At 69.4% G+C, this 20,781-nt stretch carries 19 protein-coding genes and 1 tRNA gene; 4 read left to right on the top strand and 16 right to left on the bottom strand.

Features of this window, described 5'->3' with window-relative positions:
- The first annotated feature begins 86 nt into the window (after window positions 1–86).
- Window positions 87–725 carry a DUF937 domain-containing protein gene (locus tag WB794_RS00415; protein WP_337333862.1) on the top strand — a complete coding sequence of 213 codons (639 nt, stop codon included), beginning with the start codon at window positions 87–89 and terminating at the stop codon, window positions 723–725.
- A gap of 84 nt (window positions 726–809) precedes the next feature.
- Here the strand turns inward: WB794_RS00415 and WB794_RS00420 are convergent.
- The 4 genes from WB794_RS00420 to WB794_RS00435 all read right to left on the bottom strand — a co-directional run bounded on the left by WB794_RS00420 (window position 810) and on the right by WB794_RS00435 (window position 3,218).
- Window positions 810–885 (bottom strand) — tRNA-Thr (locus tag WB794_RS00420).
- Window positions 886–987: 102 nt separating this feature from the next.
- Complete coding sequence (locus tag WB794_RS00425) at window positions 988–1,665, bottom strand: SPOR domain-containing protein (protein WP_337333863.1); 678 nt, start codon at window positions 1,663–1,665, stop codon at window positions 988–990.
- A gap of 30 nt (window positions 1,666–1,695) precedes the next feature.
- Complete coding sequence (locus WB794_RS00430) at window positions 1,696–2,445, bottom strand: type III pantothenate kinase (RefSeq protein ID WP_337333864.1); 750 nt, start codon at window positions 2,443–2,445, stop codon at window positions 1,696–1,698.
- On the bottom strand, window positions 2,442–3,218 hold the full coding sequence (locus tag WB794_RS00435) for a biotin--[acetyl-CoA-carboxylase] ligase (RefSeq protein ID WP_337333865.1): 777 nt from the start codon (window positions 3,216–3,218) through the stop codon (window positions 2,442–2,444). The genes WB794_RS00430 and WB794_RS00435 overlap by 4 nt, the downstream gene beginning before the upstream one ends.
- Window positions 3,219–3,371: 153 nt before the next feature.
- Between WB794_RS00435 and WB794_RS00440 the strand changes: the two genes are divergently transcribed.
- Together WB794_RS00440 and WB794_RS00445 are read left to right on the top strand one after the other, a co-directional pair.
- Window positions 3,372–3,650, top strand: coding sequence for a hypothetical protein (locus tag WB794_RS00440; protein WP_337333866.1), 279 nt, complete (start codon window positions 3,372–3,374; stop codon window positions 3,648–3,650).
- A gap of 211 nt (window positions 3,651–3,861) precedes the next feature.
- A complete protein-coding gene (locus WB794_RS00445) occupies window positions 3,862–4,611 on the top strand; it encodes a M90 family metallopeptidase (RefSeq protein WP_337333867.1) in 750 nt (249 codons plus the stop codon).
- 15 nt (window positions 4,612–4,626) lie between these two features.
- Here the strand turns inward: WB794_RS00445 and WB794_RS00450 are convergent, their stop codons facing one another.
- The 5 genes from WB794_RS00450 to dusA form a co-directional block, all read right to left on the bottom strand.
- Window positions 4,627–6,000 carry an ATP-binding protein gene (locus tag WB794_RS00450; RefSeq protein WP_337333868.1) on the bottom strand — a complete coding sequence of 458 codons (1,374 nt, stop codon included), beginning with the start codon at window positions 5,998–6,000 and terminating at the stop codon, window positions 4,627–4,629.
- A 12-nt stretch (window positions 6,001–6,012) separates the two neighbouring features.
- Complete coding sequence (locus WB794_RS00455) at window positions 6,013–6,693, bottom strand: response regulator transcription factor (protein WP_337333869.1); 681 nt, start codon at window positions 6,691–6,693, stop codon at window positions 6,013–6,015.
- A gap of 121 nt (window positions 6,694–6,814) precedes the next feature.
- A complete protein-coding gene (locus tag WB794_RS00460; protein WP_337333870.1) occupies window positions 6,815–7,108 on the bottom strand; it encodes a hypothetical protein in 294 nt (97 codons plus the stop codon).
- Between the two features lie 204 nt (window positions 7,109–7,312).
- Window positions 7,313–8,188 carry an arginine deiminase-related protein gene (locus WB794_RS00465; RefSeq protein WP_337333871.1) on the bottom strand — a complete coding sequence of 292 codons (876 nt, stop codon included), beginning with the start codon at window positions 8,186–8,188 and terminating at the stop codon, window positions 7,313–7,315.
- A gap of 2 nt (window positions 8,189–8,190) precedes the next feature.
- On the bottom strand, window positions 8,191–9,192 hold the full coding sequence (gene dusA, locus WB794_RS00470) for a tRNA dihydrouridine(20/20a) synthase DusA (RefSeq protein WP_337333872.1): 1,002 nt from the start codon (window positions 9,190–9,192) through the stop codon (window positions 8,191–8,193).
- 217 nt (window positions 9,193–9,409) lie between these two features.
- Here dusA and WB794_RS00475 point away from each other — a divergent pair, with 217 nt between their 5' ends.
- Window positions 9,410–10,303 carry a pirin family protein gene (locus tag WB794_RS00475; RefSeq protein WP_337333873.1) on the top strand — a complete coding sequence of 298 codons (894 nt, stop codon included), beginning with the start codon at window positions 9,410–9,412 and terminating at the stop codon, window positions 10,301–10,303.
- A 117-nt stretch (window positions 10,304–10,420) separates the two neighbouring features.
- On the opposite strand, the gene WB794_RS00480 is transcribed toward WB794_RS00475, so the two are convergent.
- From WB794_RS00480 to lpdA, 7 genes are all read right to left on the bottom strand, one after another.
- Window positions 10,421–11,620, bottom strand: a complete 1,200-nt coding sequence (locus tag WB794_RS00480) for an acetate/propionate family kinase (protein ID WP_337334018.1) — start codon at window positions 11,618–11,620, stop codon at window positions 10,421–10,423.
- 8 nt (window positions 11,621–11,628) lie between these two features.
- A complete protein-coding gene (locus WB794_RS00485) occupies window positions 11,629–13,047 on the bottom strand; it encodes a bifunctional enoyl-CoA hydratase/phosphate acetyltransferase (RefSeq protein ID WP_337333874.1) in 1,419 nt (472 codons plus the stop codon).
- A 54-nt stretch (window positions 13,048–13,101) separates the two neighbouring features.
- Window positions 13,102–14,223, bottom strand: a complete 1,122-nt coding sequence (locus WB794_RS00490) for an ABC transporter permease (RefSeq protein WP_337333875.1) — start codon at window positions 14,221–14,223, stop codon at window positions 13,102–13,104.
- Window positions 14,224–14,250: 27 nt separating this feature from the next.
- Window positions 14,251–17,061, bottom strand: a complete 2,811-nt coding sequence (gene rbbA, locus WB794_RS00495) for a ribosome-associated ATPase/putative transporter RbbA (protein WP_337333876.1) — start codon at window positions 17,059–17,061, stop codon at window positions 14,251–14,253.
- The gene (locus WB794_RS00500) at window positions 17,061–18,149 is read right to left on the bottom strand and encodes an HlyD family secretion protein (protein WP_337333877.1); all 1,089 of its coding nucleotides are present in this window, start codon (window positions 18,147–18,149) and stop codon (window positions 17,061–17,063) included. The genes rbbA and WB794_RS00500 overlap by 1 nt, the downstream gene beginning before the upstream one ends.
- Window positions 18,150–18,260: 111 nt before the next feature.
- Window positions 18,261–19,346: a branched-chain amino acid aminotransferase gene (locus tag WB794_RS00505; protein ID WP_337333878.1), complete on the bottom strand. Its 1,086-nt coding sequence runs from the start codon at window positions 19,344–19,346 to the stop codon at window positions 18,261–18,263.
- Between the two features lie 25 nt (window positions 19,347–19,371).
- Window positions 19,372–20,778, bottom strand: coding sequence for a dihydrolipoyl dehydrogenase (gene lpdA, locus WB794_RS00510; RefSeq protein ID WP_337333879.1), 1,407 nt, complete (start codon window positions 20,776–20,778; stop codon window positions 19,372–19,374).
- Window positions 20,779–20,781 lie beyond the last annotated feature (3 nt).

The raw sequence follows: 20,781 nt of genomic DNA on the forward strand, positions 1-20,781 counted from the left end.
ATGACCGGAAACGACGCCTTCCCGGCGCACGGTGTTAACGTCACCCTGCGGCACGCCACGGGGCCGCGTTCCTTGAGGATACGGACATGGCAGATCTCGCAGACACCCTTCTTTCCTCGCTCGATGCACGCAGCGTGCAGTCGATGTCCAGACAGCTTGGCCTCGATCCGCAGCAGACCGCGGGTGCCATCCAGGCCGCCCTGCCGATGCTGCTCGGCCAGATGGCGAAGAACGCGTCGCAGCCGGATGGCGCAAACGCACTGCTTGGCGCGGTGCAGCGCGACCACACCGGCATCGACATCGACGGCCTGCTGGGCGGGCTGCTCGGCTCGCTCGGCGGCGGTCAGGCGCAGCCGGCACGGAACAGCGGCCTCGCCGGCGGCATGGCGATCCTCGGGCACGTCTTCGGCGGTGGCCAGGGCAGCGGCGCGGCACAGGTTCCCAAGGTGCAGGGACTCGACAGCGCCGGCTCGACCAGACTGCTGGCCATGCTCGCCCCGATGGTGATGGCTGCGCTGGGCAAAATGACCCAGGGCGGCCAGCTCAACGCCGGCGCGCTCAGCGGCCTCCTGGGCGGTGAAAGCCAGCGCATCGCGCAGGCTCCGCCCTCGGCGCTCGACAGCATGCTGGGTGCCGTGCTCGACAGCGATGGCGACGGCAAGATGGACATCGGCGGCGTGCTCAAGTCCGCCCAGACCCTGGGCGGACTGTTCGGCAAGCGCTGAACGCTGCGGTCATCCGCACCGATGCCGATGACCGGAACAATGACGCCGCAGTCGTCGCCGACGGCGGCGTCATCGCTGCTGTGCTGGTGCCGCTTCACAGACTCGAACTGTGGACCTACTGATTACAAATCAGTTGCTCTACCAACTGAGCTAAAGCGGCATGGGTACGCGGGATGGCTGCGGCGCAGCTGGAGTCAGGCGGCAGCGGGGCGGCGATTCTACCCCAACCTCGCCGGAATCGTGGCACATCTGCGAGACGCCTTCATCGACAGGCCACGGTGGCGGCAGTGACGCCCGGGTAGCCGGCGACGCGCGACTGCCAGTCGAATTCCTTGTCGACCATGAGGTCGATCCAATAGTTCGGAATCTCGTCGGAACGCGTCTGCAGCTGCGCATCGAAGCCCAGTGCGCGCACCTGCTCGTGGCGCTGGCGGGCGTTGTTCATCTCGCGGAACAGACCCAGCGAAATGGTGTTCTCGCGCTCGCCGGCGGCCACGACGTAATAGTCGCGCAAGCCTTTGGCCGAGAGCTCGCGCGCGGTCGCCAGCGCCGCGTCGCGTGAGCCTTGCGCGGGCAGGTAGACCCAGTAGCCACGGCTGGCCAGCGCGCGGGTTTCGCGAAACTGCAGGCGCTCGGCCGACGGGGTGAAGGCGTTCATCGCCCGCCGCAGGTCGGCCTGGGTCAGAAAGGGGCCGATCTCCAGGCACACCAGGCGATCCAGGCCCGGCGTAGGCTCGGGTGGGCCGTCGGGTTCGGCCAGCCTGAGGTCACCGGCAGGCGCGGGGTCCTCCTCCTCGCTCAACAGCACCAGCGTCGGCGCGTTCGACGCAGGTGCCTGCGGCTCGGCCTGAACCTGCAGCGGCACCGGCCGCAGCCAGAGCCACGCCGCAACGACGAGATTCATCACGAGCAGGATGGCGATCAGCGAACGCGTCAGCATCGGCACCGGTTCCGGAAAGTCAGACGCATTCTAATCGCCCGGCAGCAGGGTAGCCTGCGCCCACAGGGCGAGTCCTTCGAGCACGAGATCGGGCAGGAACCGGTGTTCGTCCAGCCACGGGCGCAGCGGCTGCGCGCCGCCGCCGGACAGGACCCGCGCCACGCGCGCCCCGGCATGATCGGCGAGCCGTGCGGCGCTGCGCTCGATCAGCGCGATCGACGCCAGCAGGCAGCCGCTTTCGATTCCGCTGGCGGTGCCGGTGGCGAACGCGGCGATTTCGCCACGCGCGCGCGGCAGCGCGGGCGCGCGGGCGTACAGCGCCTCGCGCATGGCGTCCGGGGTCGGCGCGATCAGGCCGCCGAGGTGCCGCCCGTCGGCCAGCAGCGCGTCGATGGTGAGCGCGGAGCCCACGCTGGCAACGATGCACGGGCCCAAACCGCGCGCGCGGGCCGCCAGCAGGGCCAGCCAGCGATCCACGCCCAGCTCGTCGACGCGCTCGTAGCCGACCGTCACTCCCAGCGCCTGCGCCGACACGCGAGCCCGCCGTGGCGACGGGCCGATGGATTCCAAACGCGCCGCTACCGCCGCGGTCACCTCCTCGCGCGCAACCGAGGCCAGCCAGGTTTCCCCGATCATCGCCGCCTCGCCCGCAAGCCAGCCCTGCAGATCGTCGAGAAATCCGGCCTGCGCGTGCGACCCGGCCCAGGTGGCGACCAGCTTCCGCCCATCGGCCAGGGCGCACTTGAGCCGGGTGTTTCCCAGATCCGCGAGCAGCCTCATGCCGGCCGCACCGAGACATCCGCGCTGGTGAAGGCGCGACATTCGCCGGCGACATCCAGAAGCAGGCGGCCGTGTGCGTCGATGCCTCGCGCGATGCCTTCCAGCGGCGTACCACCGGACTCCACGCGGACCCGGCGGCCGGCCAGCGCATCCAGCCCCGCCCAGGCGGCGAGCAGCGCCTCGACGCGCCCGGCGAGGACCTCGTCGAACGCGGCATTCCAGGCCAGGATCAAAGCCGCCGCCAGGGTTTCGCGCTCAATCCGACAGCCCGCAGCCGCAAGGTCGGTGCAGGGCTGCCCGATGGCGGCCCGTGCGCTCTGGTTCAGGCTCAGGTTGATGCCGATCCCGGCGACCACGCCCTCGGCGCAGCTTTCCACCAGGATGCCGCCGAGCTTTGCACCATCGTGCACCAGGTCGTTGGGCCACTTGAGGCCTATGCCGCAGGCACCGGCGCGATGCAGCGCTTCGGCCGCCGCCACGCCCAGCGCGAGGGTCAGGCTGGAGGGCCAGCGTGCTCCCGTCCGACTGCGTACGAAAAGAGACAAGGCCAGCGACTGGCCCGGCGGCGAATGCCATCCGCGCCCGCGCCGCCCGCGCCCGCCCTGCTGTCGATCACTCACCACGACGCTGCGGTCCGGCCAGCGCGCCGCCGCAGCAAGAAGCTCGGCCTGGGTCGAGCCCACCTCGCCACGCACGTGCAGCCGCTCGCGCCAGCCTGCGGGCAGTGCCGCGCCGATGCGCTGCGCATCCAGCAGGGGAAAGGTCTGATCCACGCGTGCGTCCGCTCGAAACGCGCCATGGTAATCGCGGAAAGCGATCACAGGAACGCCAAACGAAAACGCGCTAGACTCGGACATTCGCCCGGACGGTGTCACCAGGCACCTCCGGATGCTGTCGAACCGACGCAAACCCATCGGGCCATCGCCATGATCTTCCGCCTGCTGCTGATCAGCTTCATCCTGAGCCTGGCCTTCGACGCGCATGCCGCGATCGACACCATCCGCAGTTCCAGCGGCGACTCCGGCGGCCCCTGCCCGTCCGCGGCCGCTGACGCGCCGTCCGCGGCTCCCGGTGCCCCAGCCGATGCCGCCGCGCCCGCCGCAGCGCCGCTGCCGGATGCGGCACCTGCACCGCGCAGCAACAACGCGTCGCTGCCGCGTCCGGGGCTGCGCTGGCACTCGTTCCTGCCCGGCATGATGAAGTAAGCCGCGTCTTGCCCGGGAGACTGCGCGGCAGGGATTGGTCCCAGTGGGCTTTCGGCCGCGCTGAACGGCACACAACCCGCGCGGCCAGTGCGGCGAACCACGCCCACTGCGCGCAGTCCAAGTTCCTGCCGGCGCGAATCGGCCGGATGCGGAACTCCCCATCACTCCGCCGCATCCGGCCGTTCATTCCGGCTCTCTCCAGGGCTTTGCGATGAAATGGCTGACCCGCTGGCTGGGCAGCCCGCCTCCGGCTCCGATCGATCCCGCGCTCTGGCAGGCACTGCTGACGCGGTTCGACGGAGCCGAGGTGCCTTCTTCCGCGCGCATGCTGCGGTGGCGCGATCTGACAGCGCGCTTTCTGGCCGACAAGGCGATCACGCCCGCGGCCGACTGCGCGCTGTCCGAGTCCGATCGCGTACTGATCGCGATGCTGTGCTGCGAGCCTGTCCTCGATCTGGGCTACGGCTGGCTGCGCGGCTGGCACCAGGTCATCGTGTATCCGGGCGGATTCGGCGTTCGCCGCCAGCATGTGGATGAAGACAGCGGCGTGCTGCACGAATGGGACGACGAGCTGGCCGGCGAGTGCTGGGAGCAGGGGCCGGTGATCCTGTCGCTGGAAGACGCGATCCAGGCCGTCGATGCGCCCGAATCCGGGTATCACGTCGTGGTGCACGAGATCGCCCACAAGCTCGACCTGCTGGACGGCAGTCTCGATGGCACGCCCCCGCTCGACGATGCCGCCTGGCGTCGCCGCTGGATCGCCGACTTCCAGCGCGCGTTCGACGCGCTGCGGCGCGAGGTGGACGCCGGGCGCGAAACCCTGATCGACCCCTATGCCTGCGAGGCACCGGACGAGTTCTTCGCGGTCGCCTCCGAATACCACTTCACCGATCCCGACCTGCTCGCCCACGCGATGCCGGAGGTTGCCGCGCACCTGGCGCGGTTCTACCACCCGAGCTGAGTACGGCCCCGCGCCTCACACCACCGGCGCGAAGCGCACCACGAAGCAGGCCCCGCCGAGCTCGTTGGAACGCTCGACCGTCAGCTCGCCGCGATAGGCTCTGACCAGATCCTGCACGATCGCAAGGCCGATGCCGTGGCCGTGCACGCGCTCGTCGCCGCGCACCCCGCGCTGCAGCAGATGCTCGACGTCCTCGGGCGCGATGCCGGGGCCATCGTCTTCCACCGTGATCAGTATCGCGGCGCGGCGCTGCGGCGCGATCGTCAGGGTCCGCACCGTCAGCAGCACCCGGTGCCTGGCCCACTTGAAGGCGTTTTCCAGCAGGTTCCCGAGCAGCTCCATCAGATCGCCACGCTCGCCGTAGAAGCTGGCGTTTTCATCGACCTCGAATTCACACAGGATGTTTTTTGCGGCGTAGACCTTTTCCAGGCTCTGGACGATTTCTTCGGCGCAGGGCCGGATCTGCAGCGGCGCGGCGAAGGTCTGGTGGCCGGTGGCGGCGGCACGGGAGAGCTGGTAGGCCACGATCTGGTTCATGCGCGCGATCTGCTCTTCCACCACGCCCCGGATGTCGTCCTGGGATCGCCCGGAATCCAGCTCGTTGCGCACCACCGCCAGCGGCGTCTTGAGGCTGTGCGCCAGGTCTCCCAGGATGTTGCGGTTGCGGGCGATCTGCTCGCGCCCCACGTCGATCAGGGCATTGAGGCTGTCGGTGAGCAGGCTCACCTCCTGCGGGTAGGTGCCGCTGAGGCGCTCGGCCTCGCCGGCGGTCACCTTCTCCATCTCGCCCACCACGCGCCGCAGCGGTGCCAGGCTCCAGCGCAGCACCAGCGTCTGCAGGGCAAGCATCAGCGCGCCGGCCGCGCCGAGGTAGGCCCACAGCGCGCGCCGGAAGGCCGAAACCTGCCGATCCATCGAGGCGGTGGTCTCGGCGACATGGACGGTGACGTTCACGGCCTTGATGTCGCTGACCTCCCAGGCCATGCCCATGCTTTGGCGATACATGGTGCCGGCCGAGGTCACGATCGGACCCTCGTAGCGATCCTCACCGGGCTTGAGCGCCTCGTCGAACGGCAGCTCGCGCCCCAGCGCCGATTCGGATTCCCAGCGGAAATCGTCGGCCAGGATCGCGGCATACAGGCCACTGCCGACGCTGGCCAGGCGCGCATCGGGCGGATTCTCGGGCGGAATGATGTCGCCGTTGCGCAAAAGCTCGGTGCCGCGCATGTAGGCCCAGGCGTAGTTCTGCAGGCGCTGGCGCATGGTGTTGCCGGCCACCTCCACGAAGGCCTGATCCAGCGCATAGCCGGTCAAGCCGAGGAAGGCGACCAGTCCGAGGCTGGCGGCCAGCAGCTGGCGCGCCTGGAGGGAGAGCGTCCGGCCGGCCATGGCCGCCGCTGCTTACTCGTTGCGCGGAATCGCGAAGCGATAGCCGCGCCCACGCACCGTCTCGATCGGCTTGAGCGTGCCTTCCGGATCGAGCTTCTTGCGCAGCCGGCCGATGAACACCTCCAGCACGTTGGAGTCGCGGTCGAAGTCCTGCTGGTAGATGTGCTCGGTGAGGTCGGCCTTGGAGACCAGTTCGCCGGCATGCAGCATCAGGTACTCGAGCACCTTGTACTCGTAGCTGGTCAGATCCACGCTCGCCCCGTCGACAGTGACGGTCTGGGCCGCCAGATCGAGCGTGATCGGGCCGCAGTCCAGGGTCGGCTTGCTCCAGCCGGCGGCGCGGCGCAGCAGCGCGTTCAGGCGCGCCAGCAACTCCTCGACGTGGAAGGGCTTGACCAGATAGTCGTCCGCGCCGGACTTGAGACCCTCGACCTTGTCCTGCCAGCTCGAACGCGCGGTCAGGATCAGGATCGGGAACTTCTTGCCCTCGCTGCGCAGCAGCCGCACCAGATCCATGCCGGACATCCTGGGCAGGCCCAGATCGATGATGCCGACATCGAAGGGCACTTCGCGCCCGAGGTAGATGCCTTCCTCGCCATCGCTGGCCGCATCCACGGCGTAGCCTTCGCGCTTGAGCCGTGCGGCGAGCGTCTCGCGCAGCGGCGCCTCGTCCTCGACCAGAAGAATGCGCATGGGATCTCCTTTCAGGGCTTTGCACATGCCGCAGAGGCGGCCTCACCGGCGCGAGTGTAACCGCCGCCTGCCGGGAAGAACACCAAGGATGCGGGCAGCGCGGTCCGGCGTCGGCCGCAGTTCAGCGATGGTCGTCGCGCGGGCGCTGGCCGCGGGACTCGCGTGGCGGCAGCTCGCGCGGTGCCGAATGCTGCGGCCCCTGGGCTGGCCGGGCGGATTCGCGGCGCGGGTCATCCCACATCACCCGCACGCGGCCTTCGGGGGTGTAGACCTTGATCCGGTTGACCTCGTGGCCGCCGCGGTTGCGCCGCTCGGCCGACAGCACGCGGCCGCCGGTTTCGCGCTCGACGCGATTGACCGAGGCCGGCAGGCCGCTGTCTTCGCTGCTGGCGCAGACCTCAGGTCCCCAGCTCACGCAGGCAATCGCAACGGTAATGAGGAAAGCGTGGGTCGACATGAAAACGCGAGTCTCCAAGCGGAACAGGAAAGGCAACGGCACCTGTTTCCTGCGGTGCGGGCAGTCTGGTGCGAGGGCGGTGAATCCCATCTGAACTTTCTTAACAATTTCATCACAAAAGCCGCCCCACGGGCGCACGATGCCGACGCAGGGCTGAACGCCTCAAAAAATCTCGCCCACGCAGCAGCGCAGCGAGCCGCCGGCCTTCTCGATCTCGTCCAGCGCCACCGCCACCACCTCGAAGCCGCAGCGGTCCAACGCCCGGCGCGTGGCCGGACGCAGCGCGTCCGCCGCACGCCGGCTCATGAAGACGTGCCGCCCGGTCAGCGCGATGCAATTGGCGACGAAGGCGTCCTTTTCCTCGGGCGAGATCAGGATGGCCCCTTCGCCGTAGGCCGCCGCGATCGCCCGACCCGCGCCCGGATCGGCGAAGCCTTCCGGGCACAGCACCACGGCGCGCGAGGCCAGCACGCTCATCACCACGTTGCCGTGGTATTCGCCCGATGCCAGCGCGTAACCCACCATCGCGTCCAGGCCGAACGCCGCCTGCATCGCGGCGGCACCCACGGCATCGCAGCGCTCCGACAACCCGCAGTAGCCGATGCTGCGGCCGCGATCGATCACCATCGAGCCGGTCAGCTCGCACACGCCCGGCTGGCGGCGCAGGTCGACCTCCTCATAGCCCAGCACGCCGGTGAAGAAACCGCGGATGTCGCGGCGCTCGGCCTCGGCCTGACGCACCGGGTGGCACATGTGCCCGAGGATGAGGCGGCCGCGCACGGTGCCGAAGACGTTGTTGGGAAACACCGCGTCGGGCGTGGCCGGATCGCCTGCAAACGCGATCACGGGGAGGTAGCGCGCCAGCGTACGGTGCAGCTCGCGGTGCTGGGCCAGCGCGCGCTCGGGATCCACCGCGAGCGAGAGGTCCATGTAGGCGTTGTCGCTGGCCGACTGCGCGGCCAGGGAAAAGCCCTCGGGTGCCACCAGGAAGGCGGCGCGGGCGCAGGAGGGCGCGGTGATTTCGGGAAGGTCCGTCATGGTCATGCGGCGCGGGAAAGGTCCTGCGTGGCGCGCAGGGCGCGCTCGATCAGCTCGATGCCGGTGCCCGGGCGCGACGCACCTTCGCTCAGGATCTGGCGAAACGCGCGCCCGCCCGGCTGGCCGTGGAACAGCCCGAGGATGTGGCGGGTGACGTGGCGCAGCGCCAGCCCCCGCGCCAACTGCGCCTCCACCCAGGGCAGGAAGGCACGCAGCAGCGCCTCGCGCGGCTGTTCCGCCGTCCCGGCCAGCGCCGCGTCGAGCCGATGCAGCACATGGGGATCGTGGTAGGCCGCCCGCCCCAGCATCACCCCGTCGACCTGCGCCAGATGCGCCCGCGCCGCATCCACCGTGGTGATGCCGCCGTTGATCAGGATGCGCAGCGCCGGCCGCTCCTGCTTGAGCCGGTACACGTGCCCGTAGCGCAGCGGCGGCACCTCGCGGTTCTCCTTCGGACTCAGTCCCTTGAGCCAGGCCTTGCGCGCATGCACCACGAAGGTGTCGCAGCCGCCGGCCGCGACGGTGTCGATGAATTCCAGAAGGGTCCCGTATTCCTCCTGCTCATCCACGCCCAGCCGGCACTTCACCGTGACGGGAATCGAAACCACCGCGCGCATCGCCGCCACGCACTCGGCCACCAGCACCGGCTCGCGCATCAGGCAGGCACCAAATCGCCCGGCCTGCACCCGATCCGACGGGCAGCCGACGTTGAGGTTGATCTCGTCATAGCCCCAATCCGCCCCGATCCGCGCCGCCTGCGCCAGCGCAGCCGGCTCGCTGCCGCCCAGCTGCAGGGCAACGGGATGCTCCATCGGATCAAACCCGAGCAGCCGCTCGCGGTCGCCGTGGATCACCGCCTGCGCGTGCACCATCTCGGTGTAGAGCCGCGCCCCGGGTGCCAGCGTGCGGTGGAAGGCGCGGCACACCCGGTCCGTCCAGTCCATCATCGGCGCAACGCTCAGGCACCACTCGTCATAAGCCGATGTTGTCTCGACTTTTTCCATCCCGGATGCGCCGGAAACGACGGCGTTGCCCACAACCGATTGCACCATTGAAATCACCCGCTTGCGACAGGCGACAGTGTAACGGCGTTGCGATGCCTCAGGCCGGGTGCCGGGCGAGGCAAGCCGGCTGCGGGGCGTGCCGCGGGGCCGCTGCTCCGCCGCGCGCAATCGGTGCCATAGTTGTGCCGTTCGTGCATGCATTCTCCGGAGGTTTGCCGTGATCGAGCTTGTCATCACCCAGCGCCAGCGCGATCTGGGGGCGTTCATGGTCGGGCGGGTGCTGCCGTTTGCGCAGCGGCGCATGGTCGGGCCGTACATCTTCTTCGACCGCATGGGTCCCAAGGACATCGCGGCCGGGCTGCCGCGCGAGGCCGATATCCGGCCGCATCCGCATATCGGGCTGTCGACGATCACGTACCTGTTCGATGGCGAGATGACGCATCGCGACAGCCTGGGCTTCGAGCAGCCGATCCGCCCCGGCGAAGTGAACTGGATGACCGCGGGGCGCGGCATCACCCATTCGGAGCGCTTCGAGCGCCTGCGCGCGCAGGGCGGTCCACTCGACGGCGTGCAGGCCTGGGTCGCGCTGCCGGAGGAGCGCGAGGAGCGCGATCCGGGGTTCTGGCACTACCGCAGCGATGCGCTGCCGGAATTTCACGAGGTCGGCGCGCGCGGCCGCCTGATCGCCGGACGGCTGGCCGGGATCGAGTCTCCGGTCCGGGTCGACTCGCCGCAGTTCTATGTGCACTGGCGTCTGCAGGCGGGTTCAAAGGTCTCGCTGCCACCCGAATATTCCGAACGCGCCGCCTATGTCGCCAGTGGCGAAGTGGACGTCGACGGCCAGCGCATCGCGCCGGGCAGCATGGCGGTGCTGGCACCCGGCAAGGCCGTCACCCTCGCTGCGCACAGCGATGCCGTGGTCATGGCGCTGGGCGGCGAGCCGCTCGGACCGCGCTACATCGACTGGAACTTCGTGTCCTCGTCGAAGGAGCGCATCGAACAGGCCCGCGCCGACTGGGCCGCCGGGCGGATGAAGCTGCCGGATATGGACAATCGGGAGTTCACCCCGGCACCGCCGCGCCTTGGCCGGGAACTGGAGGCCCGGCGCTGAGTCTGGAAAAGCCTGCCGGTCTGCGGCGGGTGGCGCGGGATGCGTGTGGAGGAATCCCCAACCGCTGGATCGCGGGCAAGCCCGCTCCGACAGAAAGCAGCCCGCGCGGAGATCGGGTCAGGCGTTCCGAAGCAGCCGCTGCGCGTGGCTGGCCGCGATCCACTCTTCGTTGGTCGGTTCCACACCGACGATCACGCGGCTGTCGCGCGATGAAATCACCGCGGCGTTGGCGGCGTTGGCGTCGTCGTCGAGCGTGATGCCGAGGAAGGCGAGGTCGCGGCAGACGCGCTCGCGGATGAAGGCGTTGTGTTCGCCCACGCCGGCGGTGAACACCAGCAGGTCCAGCCCGCCGAGCACGGCGACGAGCGCGCCGATCTCGCGCACGATGCGGCGCACGTAGAGCGCCAGCGCCTGGCGCGCGCGTTCGCCGCGCTCGCCCGGATCGTCCTCGTGGCGCACCACGACGCGCGGTTCGGCGGAAATGCCGGATACGCCCAGCAGGCCGGAGCGGTGGTACAGCAGCCGGCCGACCTCTTCCAGCGAGAGCCTTTCGATTTCCATCAGATAGAGGATCGCGCCGGGGTCGATGGAGCCGGTGCGGGTGCCCATCATCAGGCCATCCAGCGCGGAAAAGCCCATGGTGGTGGCCACGCTTTTCAGTTCGCGCATGGCGCACAGGCTGGCACCGCTGCCCAGGTGCGCGACGATCGTCCGCCCGCGCGCCAGGGCACCGTGGCGCTCGGGCAGCGCGTGGCTCATGTAGTCGTAGGACAGCCCATGGAAGCCGTAGCGGCGCAGGCCGCGATCCCGGCCCAGTTCGCGCGGCAGCGGCAGCATCTTTTCCACCTCGGGCAGGTCGTGGTGGAAACCGGTATCGAAGCAGGCCACCTGCGGTACCTGCGGGTCGCGTTCGATCAGCAGGCTCATGGCCTTGAGCGGAAACGGCTGGTGCAGCGGTGCCAGCGGAATCAAGGCGCGCAGGTCCGCGATCAGCGCGGCGTCCACGCGCGTCGGCGCGTGGTACCTTCCGCCGCCGTGCACCACGCGATGCGCGACGCCCGCGAGCGGCCTCCCGGCGAGGCGCGCTTCGACCCGCGCCAGGATCAGCGCCAGCGCAGCGGCATGCGGATGCCCGGCATCCAGCGCGACCGCGTGCGGCGCGACGCCGGTTTCACCGAAATCCGGACTCGGCCCACCGATGCCCTGCACCTTGCCGTTCCACAGCGGCGCGCGCGGCAGCGGTTCGGCGGCGGCGTCGAACAGCGCGAACTTGATGCTCGACGAACCGCAGTTGAGGACAAGAATCAGGCCCTCCATCGCGGGGCTCACGGCGGCGTCTGGCGGTAGCGGTGCGCGAGCAGCAGGGCGATGGCGCAGGAGGCCATGCGCGAGGCGCGCGCGTCGGCGCGGCTGGTGAGCACCACGGGCACCTTCGCGCCCATCACGATGCCGGCGCTGGCGGCCTCGCCCAGGTACATGAGCTGCTTGGCGAGCATATTGCCGCTTTCCAGATCCGGCACCACCAGAATGTCGGCCTGCCCGGCCACTTTCGAGACGATGCCCTTGGCGTGCGCGGCGGCCGGGGAAACGGCATTGTCGAAGGCCAGGGGGCCATCGAGCAGGCCGCCGGTGATCTGGCCGCGCTCGGCCATCTTGCACAGCGCGGCGGCATCCAGGGTCGCCTGCATCGAAGGCATCACCGTTTCCACCGCCGCCAGGATCGCCACTTTCGGTTCGGGCACGCCGATGGCGTGCGCCAGGTCGATCGCGTTGCTGACGATGTCGGCCTTCTGCAGCAGGTCGGGCGCGAGGTTCACCGCCGCATCGGTCACGATGAAGGGGCGCGGGTAGTGCGGGGTCTGCAGCACGAAGCAGTGGCTGACCCGGCGCTTGGTGCGCAGACCGGCCTCGCGCGCCACGATCGCGGCCATCAGTTCGTCGGTGTGGAGGCTGCCCTTCATCAGCGCCTCCACCCGGCTGCAGCGCGCCAGTTCGGCCGCGCGCGCGGCGGCGGCGTGGCTGTGCGGAACATCCTCGATCTCGATGCCCGCAAGGCTCAGCCCGGTCTCCGCGGCGACCGCTTCGAGACGGGCGCGCGGTGCCACCAGCACCGGCACGATCAGGCCCTCGTCGCGCGCATCCAGTGCCCCGGCCAGACTCAACGCATCGCAGGGATGCACCACCGCCACGCGCACCGGCTCGAGCGCGCGCACGTGCGCCAGCAGGCGCTGCAGCCCGTCGCGGCCGGTACCGTGGTTGCGGATGCCCGGCAGGCTGGCACGCGGGCGCTCGATGCGCTCGCTCGGCGCGATCACCCGCGCTTCGCCCTCGATCACCGCGACGCCGTCCTGGTTGACGCAGGCGCAGGCCAGGGTGACGCCGCGCGTGGCCGGATCGAGCGCGCTGACGGTGGCACTGACGCGCAGCCGGTCGCCGCTGCGTACCGGTGCCAGGAAGCGCAGGCTCTGGCCGAGGTAGATCGTGCCCGGCCCCGGCAGACGGGTGCCGAGCAGCGAGGAAATCAGCGCCCCGCCCCACATGCCGTGCGCGATCACGTCCTGGCCGCCCGTGCCGTCATCGACGGAATCCAGATACCGCGGGCTCGCATCGCCCGACATCGCGGCGAACAGCTGGATGTCCTCGCGCGCCAGCGCGCGCTCGACGCTGGCGGTATCGCCGATGCGAAGCTCGTCGAAGGTCCGGTTGCGCAGCACGGCAAGATCATCGGGGGCCGGGGCGATCATGCGGGTGTCCTTTCAGCGGTGTGTGTCATGCGTGGCGCATGGTTTGGCGGGCTTTCACGCCATCCGGCCAATGGTACGGCGGAAGCGGCGCAGCGACAGCGCGAACAGTACCGTACCGATGACGGCGAGCCAGGCAAACGGCCGCCACACCACGTCCAGCCCGGCACCGCGGAACAGGATCGCCTGTCCGAGTTCGACGAAATGCGTGGTAGGCGCAGCCAGCATCAGGGTCTGCACGATACCGGGCATGGATTCGCGCGGGGTGCCGCCGCCGGAAAGCATCTCCAGCGGCACGATGGTCAGCATCATCAGCATCGCGAACTGGGGCATGTTGCGCGCCACGGTAGCCAGGAAGATGCCCATCGCGCTGGTGGCGAACAGGCACAGCGTCGCACCGGCGAAAAACAGCGGCAGCGAGCCGGCCACCGGCACGCGCAGCACGCCCTGCACGATGAAGGTCAGGGATATCCACGCGGCCAGCAGCACCACCAGACTCGTCGACCAGGCTTTGGCGAGCATGATCTGTGCCGGCGTCACCGGCATCACCAGCAGGTGCTCCACGGTGCCGCGCTCGCGCTCGCGGACCAGCGCCGCGCCGGCGAGGATGATCGAGAGCATCGCGATATGGTTGATCACCTCCACGAGACTGCCGAACCACGACGGTTCCAGCGCCGGGTTGAAGCGCGCGCGCAGCGCCAGCTCCACCGGCAGCACGGCGGCGGCGCGCTCGTGCCGCGCGAATTCGTCGATCTCGCCCATCACGATCTGCTGTACGTAGCCGCTGCCGACGAAGGCCTGCCTCATGCGGGTGGCATCGACGTTTAGCTGGAGGTCCGGTGCGCGGCCGGCCAGCACGTCGCGCTGGAAACCGTGCGGAATCACCAGCACGAAGGTGTAGTGACCCGCGTCCATGCCGGGATCCATCTGCGCCCAGTCGATCATCCACGGCGGGGTGAAATGCGGCGGATACAGGGCCGAGGCGATGCGCCCGGAAAGCGGCGAGCGGTCCTCGTCGACGATGGCGATGGGCGCGTTGCTGAGCGTCTCGGGCATGGCGGTGGCGGCGGTATACACGCCCGCGGTGAACACGTAGACGATCAGCGCGAGCATCGCCGGATCGCGCCACAGGCTCCACAGCTCCTTGATGCCTAGCCGCCAGGTGTTGGCCGTGAACATGCGGATTCGGGAGGCCGGCTGCATCGCTCAGCGCTCCTGCTTGCGCACCAGGAGAATCCCCGCACCCACGATCACCGGCACGGCCAGCGCCATCGCCCGCAGCGACGCGTGCAGGTCGGAAAATCCCAGCGCCTTGTTGAACACGCCGCGGCTGATGTCGATCATGTGCGTGGCCGGATAGATCCCGCCCAGCCAGCGCGCACCGCCCTGCAGCGACGACACCGGGTCGATCAATCCGGAGAATTGCGCCGCCGGGATCATCGTGCCGATCATCGCGCAGAACATCGCCGCGATCTGGCTTTTCGTCACGCTCGATGCCAGCAGACCCATACCGGTGGCGCAGAGGCTGTAGAGCAGCGCGGCCAGTGCCAGTACGGCGAAGCTGCCGGTGATCGGCACGTCGAACAAGGTCACCGACATGAGGGTCATCAGCGCGAAGTTCAGCATGGCCAGCACCACATAGGGAATCTGCTTGCCGAGCAGGAACTCGCTGCGCGTGACCGGGGTGACGTAGAGGTTGATGATCGAGCCGGTTTCCTTTTCTCGCACCACCGCCAGCGCGGTGAGCATGGCCGGCAGCATCAGCAGCAGCAGCGGCATGACCGCGGGCACCATCGCCGGCAGGCTCTTCACGTCCGGGTTGTAGCGGAAGCGGGTTTCGATGCCGGCAACTCCAGCGGGCGCGACGCCGCGCTGCGCCATCTGCTCGGCCAGCCAGTGCAGGTGGATGCCCTGCACATAGCCGGCCACGGTTTCGGCGCGCGGCGGCATCGCACCGTCGATCCATGCGCCGATCTGCACGGAATTCCCGCGCAGCACGTCGCGCATGAAGCCCGACGGGATCTCCAGCGCCAGGCTCAGTTCGCCGCTGCGCATGCGTCGGTCCAGATCGGCATGATCGGTGATCGGCGGGCGCTCGATGAAGTAGCGCGAACCCGACAGGCTGAAGGCGTAACTCTCACTCAACTGGGTGCGATCATGGTCGAGCACGGCATAGCGCAGGTCGTCCACGTCCATGCTGATGCCATAGCCCATCACGAGCATCAGGATGGCCGAGCCGGCCAGCGCCAGCGTGGCGCGCACCGGGTCGCGGCGCAGCTCGAGCGCCTCGCGCCAGAGGTAGGCGAACAGGCGGCGGAAGCTGAAGCGGACGTGGCGCGGCGGGGGATGCGAGAGCGCGGCATCCACAGGTTGGGGGCTTGCGAATCCCGACGCTGGCGTGGCGGTGGTGTTGGGGTTCCTTGCCTCACCCCAACCCGTGTTGGCGTCGGAGGATTCTCCCGGGGCGGCACGCTTGGCAGCTTCACCGTCGGCTTCCAGCAGATAGCCGATGAAGGCGTCTTCCAGATCCTTTGCGCCGCGCTTTTGCACCAGCGCCGCCGGCGCATCGCTGTCGAGCACGCGGCCGGCGTGCATCATCGACATGCGGTCGCAGCGCGCGGCTTCGTTCATGAAATGGGTGGAGATGAAGATCGTCACCCTGTCGCGCCGCGACAGCTCCACCAGCAGCCGCCAGAATCCATCGCGCGCCACCGGGTCCACGCCCGAGGTGGGTTCATCCAGGATCAGCAGCTCCGGCGCGTGCACCATCGCCACCGCCAGCGAGAGGCGCTGGCGCATGCCCAGCGGCAGGCTGCCGGGCAGACTGTCGCCCATATCCTCCAGCCCGAAGCGACGCTGCATCCCGGCCACGCGCGCGGCGATGTCCGCCGTGGGAACCTGGAACAGGCGCGCGTGCAGCTCCAGGTTCTGCCGCACGGTGAGCTCGCCATAGAGCGAAAAGGATTGCGACATGTAGCCCACGCGCCTTCGCGTATCCATGTCCTCCGGATCCACTTCGCGACCGAACAGCCAGGCCTTGCCCTCGCTCGCCGGCAAGAGGCCGGTCAGCATCTTCATCGTGGTGGTCTTGCCGCAGCCGTTGGAACCCACGAAGCCGAAGATCTCGCCGCGACGGATGCGGAAGCTGACGCGATCCACCGCGACGAAATCGCCGAAACGCATGGTGAGGTCCCTGGCTTCGATCGCGATCCCGTGTTCGCTCGCGTCCAGCGGCGGAATCGCCACCGGCGCGTGGTCGCGGGTCTTTTCTTCCGGCAGGAGGCGAACGAAGGCCGCCTCCAGCGAGTCGGTTCCGGTGCGTTCGAGCAATTCCTGCGGCGTGCCCGTGGCCAGCACGGTGCCCACGTCCATCGCCACCAGCCAGTCGAAATCCTGCGCCTCGTCCATGTAGGCTGTGGCGACGATCACGCTCATGCCCCGGCGCTCGCTGCGGATGCGGCCGATCAGATCCCAGAACTGCGCGCGCGCCAGCGGATCGACGCCGGTGGTTGGTTCGTCGAGGATCAGGAGGTCCGGATCGTGGATCAGCGCGCAGCACAGCCCGAGCTTCTGCTTCATGCCACCGGAAAGCTTGCCGACCGGACGCGCGAGGAAGGGATAAAGGCCGGTGGCGCGGGTCAGCTCGTCGATGCGGCGGCGGCGTTCTCCGGCGTCGTGTCCGAACAGGCGCGCAAAAAACTGCAGGTTTTCCTCCACGCTCAGGGTTGGATAAAGATTGCGCCCCAGCCCCTGCGGCATGTAGGCGATGCGCGGGCAGACGCGATTGCGATGGCTGCGGCTGCGCATGCTGCCACCGAGGGTTTCGATGTCGCCCGCCTGCAGGGCGCGCGCGCCGGCGATCAGCGAGAGCAGGCTGGACTTGCCCACGCCATCGGGACCGATCAGGCCGACCATGCACCCCGCCGGAAACGCCAGATCGACCCCGGCCAGCGCCGCCACTTTGCCGTAGCGCAGGTGCACGCCGGCCACGCGCACCACCGGCGGCGGACTCGACATCACTCGGTCCGGGTGCGCAGCGACTCGGGCACGGCCAGGGATTCGGGCCACGCCGCCTGCGGATCGAGCTTCAGCCAGGCCACGCCGGGAACGCCGGTCTTCACCTGGTCCAGGTGCCGGCGCAGCAGTTCCGGCGCGATCTGCGCGCGCACCCGGAACATCAGCTTCTGCCGCTCGCTCGCGGTTTCCACGGTCCTGGGCGTGAACTGCGCCTGGCTGGCGACGAAGGAGACGCGCGCCGGAATGACGATATCGGGCGCGACGTCCAGCACCAGCCTCGCCTCGCTGCCGATGGCGATGCGGCCGGCGACGGTCTCTGGCACGAAGAATGTCATGTAGACATCGGACAGATCGAGCAGGTTCAGCACGCGACCACCCGCGCCGATCACCTCGCCCGCCTGCGCCACGCGCACCTGCACGCGGCCGTCGCGCGGGGCCTTGAGGTCGCTGTCGCGCAGATCGGCATCGATCCGCGCGATGGTGGCCTCGGCCGCAATCACCGAGGATTGCGCTCCCTCGACCTGCGCCTTCGCCGCGTCCACCGCCGCCTGCGCCGCCGCCACCTGCGCGCGCGTCGCGGCCAGAGCCGCCTGGGCGCTGCGCCAGTTCGCGCGATCGTCGTCGAGCTGCTGCAGCGAAAGCGCGCCTTCCTTCGACAGGGTTTCGGTGCGCGTCAGCCGCCGCCGCTGCGCCTCCAGCTCCGCTTCGCGCTGCGCGATCTGGGCGCGCATCGCCACCACGTCGGCCTCACGCAGCGCGACCTGCGCCTGCGCGGCGGCGACGGCCTGAACCGCCTGCTGGCGGCCGGCCTCGGCCTCCGCGCGCTGCGCCGCGAGCGTGTCGATCTGCATCTTCGCCAAAACCTGCCCGGCGCTGACGAAATCGCCCTCGCGCACGAGGATGTCCTCGACCCGCCCCGGCAGCCGCGTCGCCACGTCGATCTCGGTCGCCTCGATCCGCCCGTTGCCGCTGATGAACCCTTCACCCGGCCCGTCATCGGCCAGCCGCTGCCAGCCCCACCATGCCAGGGCGAGCAGCCCGAGGACGACGAACGGGAGGAGCCGGCGGTGGAAGGATGTGATCGCCATGCGTTAACTTCCGGAGGATCTGGACGAAAAGCATCGCAGAAATGGCGCTGGAAGGATTGATGGGGGTCAAGTCGGCGGCGGCACCGCCGGGGCCGCTTGCCCGGGCCACCATCACGCCAGGCGAGTCAACCAGCCGTGGCGATCCGGGGCACGGCCGTACTGGATGTCGGTCAGCTCCTTGCGGACCGACATGGTCAACTCGCCGGCGGGCGCGTCGAGGCTGCCGACGGAAAAATCCGGGCCCTTGAGCTGGCCGATGGGCGAGATGCTGGCGGCGGTGCCGCAGGCGAAGGTTTCCACGATGTCGCCCGAGGCCACGCCGTCGATCCATTCCTGCACGTCGATCCGGCGCTCGGTGACGGCCACGCCGCGATCGCGCAGGAGCTGGAGCACCGAGAGGCGGGTGATGCCTTCCAGGATGCTGCCGGAAAGCTCGGGCGTGATGACGCTGCCGTCGCGCCGGACCAGGAACACGTTCATGCCGCCCAGTTCCTCCAGCCAGCGGCCTTCCTGCGAATCCAGGAACAGCACCTGCGAGCAGCCGTTGGCCACCGCTTCCTTCTGCGGCAGCAGCGAGGAAGCGTAGTTGCCACCGCACTTGGCGGCACCGGTGCCGCCGCGACCGGCGCGCGAATACTCGCGCGACAGCCAGATCGCGACCGGCTTCACCCCGCCCTTGAAGTAGGCACCGGCGGGGCTGGCGATGACGTAGTAGGCGACTTTCTGCGCCGAGCGCACGCCGAGGAAGTTCTCGTTGGCGATCATGAAGGGACGCAGGTACAGGCTGGACTCGCCGCCCGAGGGCACCCACGCCGCATCGATCTTCACCAGTTCGCGGATCGAGTCGATGAATGTGTCGACCGGCAGCTCCGGCAGGGCCAGGCGGTGCGCCGAGCGCTGCAGGCGCGCGCCGTTGGCCTCGGGACGAAACGACCAGATCGATCCGTCGGCATGGCGGAAGGCCTTGAGGCCCTCGAAAATCTCCTGCGCATAGTGCAGCACCGCCGAGGCCGGATCGAGCGTCAGCGGACCGTAGGCGCGCACCTGCGCATCGTGCCAGCCCTGCCCGGCCTCCCAGTCGATGCTCACCATGTGATCGGTGAAATGCAGGCCGAAGCCCGGATTGGCGAGGATCGCGGCGCGCTCGGCGTCGGTTTTGGGCTGGGTGGACGGAAGGATCTGGAACGGAATGCTCATGACGGACTCGCGGGAATGACGGGGATCAGATATGCAGCGCATGACCGAGCGCGCGCAGCGCGGCTTCCTGCACCGCCTCGCCCAGGGTCGGATGGGGATGGATGGTAGCGGCGATGTCCTCGAGCGTGGCACCCATCTCGATGGACTGCACGAAGGCGATAGACAGCTCCGACACCTGCGCGCCCACGGCCTGCCAGCCGAGGATGCGGTGGTCGCCCTCGCGCGCGACCACGCGCACGAAGCCGTCGGCCGATTCCAGCGTCATCGCGCGGCCGTTGGCGGCAAACGGGAACAGCGCGACCTTGACCGCGTGCCCGGCGGCCCTGGCCTCGTCCGGCGACAGCCCGACCGTCACGATTTCCGGGTCGGTGAAGCACACCGCCGGCATCGCGGCGGGCTGGAAGCGGCGGGTCTTGCCGGAAACGATCTCGGCCACCATCTCGCCCTGCGCCATGGCGCGGTGCGCGAGCATCGGTTCGCCGGCCACGTCGCCGATGGCCCAGACGTTGCGCATCGAGGTGCGGCACTGGTCGTCGATCCTCACGGCGCGGCCGGCCGTGTCCAGGCGCAGGGACTCGAGGTTGAAACCCTCGGTCTTCGGCTTTCGGCCCACGGCAACGAGGATGCGATCGGCCTCGATCGCGCGCTCGGCACCGTCGGGCGTGCGCACCCGTAGCGCGCCGCTCCCGGAAAGCCCGAGCACGCTGTGGCCGACAAGGGTTTCCACGCCCAGCGCCTTGAGGTGCTTGGCCACCGGCGCGGTGAGCTCGGCGTCGTAGGCCGGCAGGATGCGATCCTGCGCCTCGACCACGGTCACCTCGCAGCCGAGCTTGCGGTACGCCGTGCCCAGCTCCAGGCCGATATAGCCGCCGCCGACCACGACCAGCTTCTTCGGCAGCTCCGCCGGCGAAAGCGCCTCGGTGGAGGAAACGACCTTGCCGCCGAACTTCAGGAAGGGCAGCTCAACCGGCACCGAGCCGGTCGCCAGCAGCAGGTGCTCGCAGCGGATGCGCAGGCTGTCGCCACCCTCGCCCGCGCCGGGAACATCCACGGTCTTGCCGTCCACCACCTGGCCCCAGCCCTTGACCACGCGCACACCGTGTTTCTTCAGCAGCGCCGCCACGCCGCCGGTGAGGCGACGCACGATGCCGTCCTTCCAGGCCACGGTCCTGCCGATGTCGAGCGTGGGCGAGGAAACGCCGATGCCCAGCGGCGATGTGCCCGCAGCACAGGCCGCCACCCGGGCGAACTCCTCGGCCGCGTGGATCAGCGCCTTGGAGGGAATGCAGCCGATGTTGAGGCAGGTGCCGCCCGGGGTCGCGCCTTCCACCAGCACGGTCGGGATGCCGAGCTGGCCGGCGCGGATCGCGGCCACATAGCCGCCGGGGCCGCCGCCGAGGATCAAGAGTCGGGTGTCGATGATCTGGCTCACGGG

The organism is Denitratimonas tolerans (assembly GCF_037203605.1).
GTDB classification, from domain to species: Bacteria; Pseudomonadota; Gammaproteobacteria; order Xanthomonadales; family Xanthomonadaceae; genus Denitratimonas; species Denitratimonas tolerans.